The 6,196-nt window shown below is 70.0% G+C and carries 8 protein-coding genes; 5 read left to right on the forward strand and 3 right to left on the reverse strand.

Going from position 1 to position 6,196, the window contains the following annotated elements; genetic code table 11:
- Together ABZS58_RS50430 and ABZS58_RS50435 are read right to left on the reverse strand one after the other, a co-directional pair.
- A partial coding sequence (locus ABZS58_RS50430; protein ID WP_354791913.1) for a tetratricopeptide repeat protein occupies window positions 1-594 on the reverse strand: 594 nt, incomplete at its 3' end.
- 573 nt (window positions 595-1,167) lie between these two features.
- A complete protein-coding gene (locus ABZS58_RS50435) occupies window positions 1,168-1,557 on the reverse strand; it encodes a VOC family protein (RefSeq protein WP_354791915.1) in 390 nt (129 codons plus the stop codon).
- Window positions 1,558-2,085: 528 nt separating this feature from the next.
- Between ABZS58_RS50435 and ABZS58_RS50440 the strand changes: the two genes are divergently transcribed.
- Window positions 2,086-2,514 carry a hypothetical protein gene (locus ABZS58_RS50440; protein ID WP_354791916.1) on the forward strand — a complete coding sequence of 143 codons (429 nt, stop codon included), beginning with the start codon at window positions 2,086-2,088 and terminating at the stop codon, window positions 2,512-2,514.
- Window positions 2,483-3,052, forward strand: coding sequence for a sulfatase/phosphatase domain-containing protein (locus ABZS58_RS50445; RefSeq protein WP_354791922.1), 570 nt, complete (start codon window positions 2,483-2,485; stop codon window positions 3,050-3,052). Before ABZS58_RS50440 ends, ABZS58_RS50445 begins: the two co-directional genes overlap by 32 nt.
- Here ABZS58_RS50445 and ABZS58_RS50450 read toward each other — a convergent pair.
- Complete coding sequence (locus ABZS58_RS50450) at window positions 2,999-3,658, reverse strand: hypothetical protein (protein ID WP_354791917.1); 660 nt, start codon at window positions 3,656-3,658, stop codon at window positions 2,999-3,001. The genes ABZS58_RS50445 and ABZS58_RS50450 overlap by 54 nt on opposite strands.
- Window positions 3,659-3,831: 173 nt before the next feature.
- On the opposite strand from ABZS58_RS50450, the gene ABZS58_RS50455 reads away from it, so the two are divergent.
- From ABZS58_RS50455 to ABZS58_RS50465, 3 genes are all read left to right on the forward strand, one after another.
- Complete coding sequence (locus ABZS58_RS50455; RefSeq protein ID WP_354791918.1) at window positions 3,832-4,803, forward strand: cellulose binding domain-containing protein; 972 nt, start codon at window positions 3,832-3,834, stop codon at window positions 4,801-4,803.
- Window positions 4,804-4,877: 74 nt separating this feature from the next.
- Entirely contained in the window at window positions 4,878-5,345 is a 468-nt protein-coding gene (locus ABZS58_RS50460) for an SAM-dependent methyltransferase (RefSeq protein ID WP_354791919.1), read from the forward strand.
- 177 nt (window positions 5,346-5,522) lie between these two features.
- On the forward strand, window positions 5,523-6,196 hold a 674-nt coding region (locus ABZS58_RS50465), incomplete at its 3' end, for an RICIN domain-containing protein (protein WP_354791921.1).

Raw genomic sequence — 6,196 nt, forward strand, 5'->3', positions numbered from 1 at the left:
AAGCCGTTCACGGTCGGCGGCAACCCGCTCCTGGATCGTGATCGCGTCGCCGGTGCGGCCCGCCTGCCAGTAGGAGGCGGCAAGGTTGGAATGGGCGGTGAGCGTGTCCGGGTGTTCCGGGCCGAGAAGCCGTTCACGGTCGGCGGCAACCCGCTCCTGGATCGTGATCGCGTCGCCGGTGCGGCCCGCCTGCCAGTAGGAGGCGGCAAGGTTGGAATGGGCAGTGAGCGTATCCGGGTGTTCCGGGCCGAGAAGCCGTTCACGGTCAGCGGCAACCCGCTCCAGGATGGTGATCGCGTCGCCGGTGCGGCCCGCCAGCCGATAGGAGCTGGCGAGGTTGACGTAGGCGGTGAGCGTGTCCGGGTGTTCCGCGCCGAGAAGCCGTTCACGGTCAGCGGCAACCCGCTCCAGGATGGTGATCGCGTCGCCGGTGCGGCCCGCCAGCGAGTAGGAGGCGTCGAGGTTGGCGTGGGTGTCGAGCGTGTCCGGGTGTTCCGGGCCGAGGGGCCGTTCCAGCTTGGCGGCGACCCGTCCACCCCAGATCCAACGCCAACTCCGACGAGGCATGACATTCCCCTTCAACACGAAGACCATCGCCAACCATGCGCTACGCGCCTACAAGCAGACATTCACACTCAGTGATTTGAACATTACCCATTCGTGTCCGACAAACGGGTTCACCGTCGAACACCCGAAACCAACGCCCATCCAGCACCAACCCAACGACCAACGCGCCCCCGCACCCAGCTAACAGACCACCACGCCCCCGATAGCTGACGGACGGGAAGCCGAGCGCCGGCCAGTCCCCCACACCAACGGTCGGCAAGACCCAACACCAGAACACAACACCCTGAAAAGCACCAAAAGGTTTAAGACAAGCTCATGCCGCGGATAACGCTCGCACGCGTGAGAACAACGCGGATGCGATCACCGAGAGTGACGACGTGCCGGGGCACGTTTACATAACGCCGGTGGGTGCCAGTTGAGGGCGTCCTGGTGGGGCCACCGAACTCCGTCACTGCCACACCCGCCACTCCACCCGAACGTCACAGCACCCGACCACTGCTGCCACGCAACCCTGGACGACCGAGCCGCCATCCACTGACCGGCAACCCCAGACGCCCAGGTCACAGCGCTGCCGTTGACAGAGCAACGACGGAACCTGCATCAGTTCAGGCAAAGACAGAAGGGGTGACCTGCTGGGTCCAGGAAGACCCGGAAGGACGTGCCGGGCTGGTCCGGATGTCTGGTCGCACCGAGTTCGATCACTGCCGCCTCGGCGGCATCGAGATCGTCGACGAGCAGATCGAGGTGCATCTGCTGGGGCCGCTCCTGGGTCGGCCACGTCGGCGGCGTGTAACCCTCCACCTGATGGAAGGAGATGCACTGGCCGTTCTCAGCGCAAACCGAAGCCCGGTCGGTGGAGACGTCGATCTTCCAATCCAGCATCGCGCCGTAGAACTCAGCGAGCGCACCAGGATCGGGACAGTCGACAGCGATGAGAGGCATGCGGGCGATGGCCATGCCGGCCAGGATATCGACGATTGTGGTCGGCACGCGTCCAGATTCCGCGGTGACGTGCCGGTGCTGTTGACCGTCGTACGCTCGGTCGTGCCGCGACCCGCGTCCTCGCTATCCCGCGCCACGGTGGCACGTCGTGGTCGCGGGGCGAGTCGCGCGGTTGGGCCAATGCAGACCGTCACGCCGCCTCTCCGACGATCTCCAGTGGGGCCTGCTCGCCGCCGTCCGGGTGGGGCTGAGCGAGACCGTGAGAACCACCCAGCACGGGTGCATCCAGGTCGCAGTTCGAACGGCCGGAAGCCCGCAGCCTGATGCTACGACTGACGCATCCCGCTACCTCGTCACGACCGCCGGAGCGACGCAACCTCGGTCCCACCAGCCAGAGTCGTCACGCGGGCCACGCTGCCTACGCAGCGCCTCGGCCACCGCCCCGGCCTGAGAGGCGGCCGCCGTGCTCGGCGCCTGGGGCGGTCCGCGCCGGCTCCAGGCCGGGATCGTGCACCTGCAGCGAAACCCGTCGTCGCGCAGCGGCCCGCTCCGTGGAGGTGGGATTATCATCGGTCGATGGCGGTGCAGGAGACCGATCGCCGGGCGGCGCGGGCGTTGGGGCTGTGCGTCGTGGCCGCTGTGACGTACTTCCTCCTGGCGGCCTACGGGCCAGGGTGGTGGCGCGGGGCGCGGCTGGACGACGTGGACGCGCCGCTGGATCTCGGGTGGCTGCACGACGGGTTCGCGTGGCTGGCGCAGTATGTCGGGGCGGTGCTCGCCTGGCTGTTCGGCTCGGCGGCCGGGCTGCTGGTCGTCGTGGTCGCGGCGCGGTTCGAGCCGGCGTGGCTCGCGCGGGCCGTCGCCGTCGCGCGGACCGTGCCGATGGTGGCGCTCCTCGCCGTGCCGGGGCTCGCCGTCGCGTGGTTCCTGGCGAGCCAGGTCGCGCTGCTCATCGCGCCGTTCCTCGGCATGTATCACGGGGAATACCACCCGGCCGTCCCGTAGCACCGGCGAGCTCGACGACACCCTCGTGATCCTGCTGTCGGACAACGGCAAGTTCTGGGGCGAGCACGGCCTGCAGGAGAAGTTCATGCCGTACCTGCAGGCCGAGCGCGTCCCGCTGCTGATCTCCTGGCCGGGGCACATCGAGCGGGGCAGCGACCAGCGACTCGCGGCCAACCTCGACATCACCCCGACGGTGCTCGCCGCCGCCGGGGTGACGCCGGGTCACGTGGTCGACGGCCGCGACCTGGCGCGCCCCGGCGACCGCTCGTCGCTGCTCACGGAGTACTGGCGCGACCCGGCGAACGGCGCGGGCATCCCACCGTGGGCGTCGACGTACGTGCCGGGGCGCTACCGGTACACCGAGATCTATGACGACGCGGGCGCCGTCACCGACCGCGAGTTCTACGACCTGCGCAGTGACCCGTGGCAGCTGACGAACGTGCTCCGCGACGGTGTCGCGGGCAACGACCCGGCGCTCGCACCGCTAGCCGCGCAGCTCGCCCGCCAGCGGACGTGCGTGGGTGCCGCCTGCCCGTGACCCGTCGGGCCTCTTGCCGGTGCCGGCGCGCTGCGGCGTGGCGGTCAGCAGGGCGGCGACGGGGTGCGCTGCGGTGTCCTCGCCGAGCAGTCGCAGTCCTTCCTCCCTGAGCGGCGCGGCGTCGTAGGACCGCTGCCGCCGCTCCAGCATGTCCGCGGCGTGCAGGAGGGCCCGCGCGAGCCGGGTGAACTTCCGCTCGCGCCGTTCCCGCTCGATGAGCTCCCGCACCACGGTGAGGGCGGCATCGGCCCTGCCCGCCTCTTCGAGGGCCACCGCGACGGCGAGGAGCTCCCACGCGGGTCCGTCGTCGGCGGCACGGCGTCTGCGCTGCCGCACCACGACGTCGGTGATGATGTCGGCGGTGGTCGATGTGCGGGTCAGCCCACGCGCCCATTCGAGCAGGTTCGTCACGGCCTCGGTCACCAGCCGTTCGACCGCGTCCGCCGGGGCCGCCGCGGTGAACCCGTCCACCAGGTCGCCGAGCGCTCTGGCGAGTCTCGGCCGGTACACGTCCGGTCGCACTGTCGTCATGATGCGGTACGCCTGCACCAGCTCATACCGTCGCGGGTGGTCCTGCAGCAGCACCACGCGCGCCCACGTCACCATGCCGGGATCGAGCAACGTTTGCCTCCGGTTCGTCGGGAGCGCCCACCGTACGACAACAAAACCCCAGGTCAACAGGCCTGTTCGCCCGAGTGCCCGGCGCCGGTGGGTGCGGTATGCTGATCGCGGAATTGACCTTCGCCCACTATTGCGGCGGCCACGTATCGTGTATTGACATGAGTCGATTCCTGTCGAGGATGGCCGCGGTCGCGGCGGCCGGTCTCCTCGCGATCACGCTCAACCCGGTGCCCGCCGGCGCCGCCACCGTGCCCACCGCCGTCTTCGTCCAGGACAGCACCTGGCCCACCGGCAACTCGGCCCACATGACCGTCACCAACGGCGGCGCGTCCACCCTGCCGAGCTGGCGGGTCGAGTTCGACCTGCCGTCCGGCACGACGATCACCAACTTCTGGAACGCCACGATGACCCGCTCGGGCGCCCACTACGTCATCGTCGGCGCGCCGTGGAACGCGAGCCTCGCCCCGGGCGCCTCGACCGCCTTCGGCTGGGTCGCGTCCGGCCTGGGCACCCCGCAGGGCTGCCTGCTCAACGCCGCCCCGTGTGACGGCCGCCCGCCGTCACGCGACGTCCGCCCGCCGACGACGCCGTCCGGTCTGCGCGGCACGGCCCAGGCCACCACGTTCACCCTCAGTTGGACCGCCTCGACCGACGACACCGCCGTCACCGGATACGAGATCTACACCAACACGTCCACCGCACCGGTCGCCACCGTCACCGGCACCAGCTACAGCATGCCGACGCCGCCACCCGTCGTCATGTCGTTCGGTGTGCGGGCGATCGACGCCGCCGGCAACCGCTCGCCCTTCGCCACGCTCGGCCTCGGCACCCCGCCCGACACGGTCCCGCCCAGCGTCCCGACGGGCCTCACGCTGCGCGGCGTGACGGATGGCTCCTGGACGGTCGGCTGGACCGCCGCCACCGACAACCAGTTCGTCGCCGGCTACGAGGTCACCCTCAACGGCACCGTCATCAGCCTGGTCGGCAACACCACCGCCTACGTCCCGTACACCGGCTACGGCACCTACATCGTCACGGTCCGCGCCTTCGACGGCGCCGGCAACTACGGCCCCCGCGCCCAGGTCGGCATCGCCGTCGATCCGCCGCCCCCGCCGCCGCCCGGCGCCTGACGTCCACGGTCCGCACAGGGGGCGCGGTGCGCCGCGCCCCCTGTGCGGACCGGGTGGCGGGATAACCTCGGGTCATGACCAGTTTCGAGATCACCCCGATCGGCACGGTCACGAACGACCGGACGGACGTCCAGGACACCGACAACTGGGGCGCCGTCCGCAGCACCATCACCGTCGACGAGCGCTTCGGCGACGCGTGCCTGCAGGGCCTGGAGGGCTTCTCCCACGTGGAGGTCCTCTTCGTCTTCGATCGCTTCCCGGACCACGGCGACCACCGCGAGCCCCGCCCCTACCGCGGCCGCGCCGACCTCCCGCCGGTCGGCATCTTCGCCGGCCGCGGCCCCCGCCGGCCGAACCGTATCGGCGTGACGTGCTGTGCCATCGAGTCCGTCCACGGCCGCGAACTGACGGTGGTCGGCCTCGACGCGGTCTCCGGCACCCCGGTCATCGACCTGAAGCCGGCGATGCGGGAGTTCCTGCCGACGGACGTCGAGCAGCCGGACTGGGTCGGCCCCATGATGTCGGAGTACTTCCAGCCGTAGCGGTGGCCGCGGAGCTGGTCTTCGCCCGGCGGTTTTCACGGCCCGCTTTCATCGCGCCGTGGCTGACGAGGGACGCGCGACCGGAACCTCCACCGGAGCATTGACAGTGGCGAATCTGATCGATACGGTCCGCCACCGAGGAAAGCGCTTTCCTCATTCGGCGAAGGAGGTTCAGGCGTGGCAAGACCAAAGAGGCGGTGGCGGGCGACCCTGCTCGGCACGGTCGTCCTGACCGTCGTGGCGGCGGTGACGACCGTGGCCGTGCGGTCCGCGGACGCGGCGACGATCGTGCAGGGCACGTGGTACAACCTGGTCAACGTCAACAGCGGCAAGGTCATGGAGGTCACCGGCGCGTCCACGGCCGACGCCGCCACGATCACCCAGTACAGCGGCAACGGCTGCCAGTGCCAGCAGTTCAGGTTCGAGTCGGCGGGCACCGGCTGGTGGCGGATCATCGCCCGGCACAGCGGCAAGGCCGTCGACCTGTGGGAGTGGAACGTCGCCGACGGCGCCGAATACCGGCAGTGGCCGGTCAGCAGCGGCAACAACCAGCAGTTCTCCGTGCAGAACATCGGCGACAACATCCAGCTCATCAACCGGCACAGCGGCAAGGCCCTCGAGGTCTGGGAATGGTCCACCGCCAACGGCGCGCGGATCTCGCAGTACACCGACCTCAACGGGACGAACCAGCAGTGGCGACTGGTCGTGGCCGGCACCACCACGCCGACGACCGGTGGCGGCACCAACCCGAGCACGACGTGGCCGACGAAGTCCGGTGACGCGCCCGTCAACAACGGCACGATCAAGGTGTCCGGGACGCTCGACGGTGGGATGAAGCGGTACTGCTGCAT

The organism is Dactylosporangium sp. NPDC005555, assembly GCF_040605635.1.
In the GTDB taxonomy this organism is placed as follows: Bacteria; Actinomycetota; Actinomycetes; order Mycobacteriales; family Micromonosporaceae; genus Dactylosporangium.

Bases quoted from the DNA above. Each gene is read 5' to 3' on its own strand.
- ABZS58_RS50440 (WP_354791916.1), top strand. From the start codon at position 2,086: ATGGCGGTGCAGGAGACCGATCGCCGGGCGGCGCGGGCGTTGGGGCTG.
- ABZS58_RS50450 (WP_354791917.1), bottom strand. From the start codon at position 3,658: ATGGTGACGTGGGCGCGCGTGGTGCTGCTGCAGGACCACCCGCGACGG.
- ABZS58_RS50455 (WP_354791918.1), top strand. From the start codon at position 3,832: ATGAGTCGATTCCTGTCGAGGATGGCCGCGGTCGCGGCGGCCGGTCTC.
- ABZS58_RS50460 (WP_354791919.1), top strand. From the start codon at position 4,878: ATGACCAGTTTCGAGATCACCCCGATCGGCACGGTCACGAACGACCGG.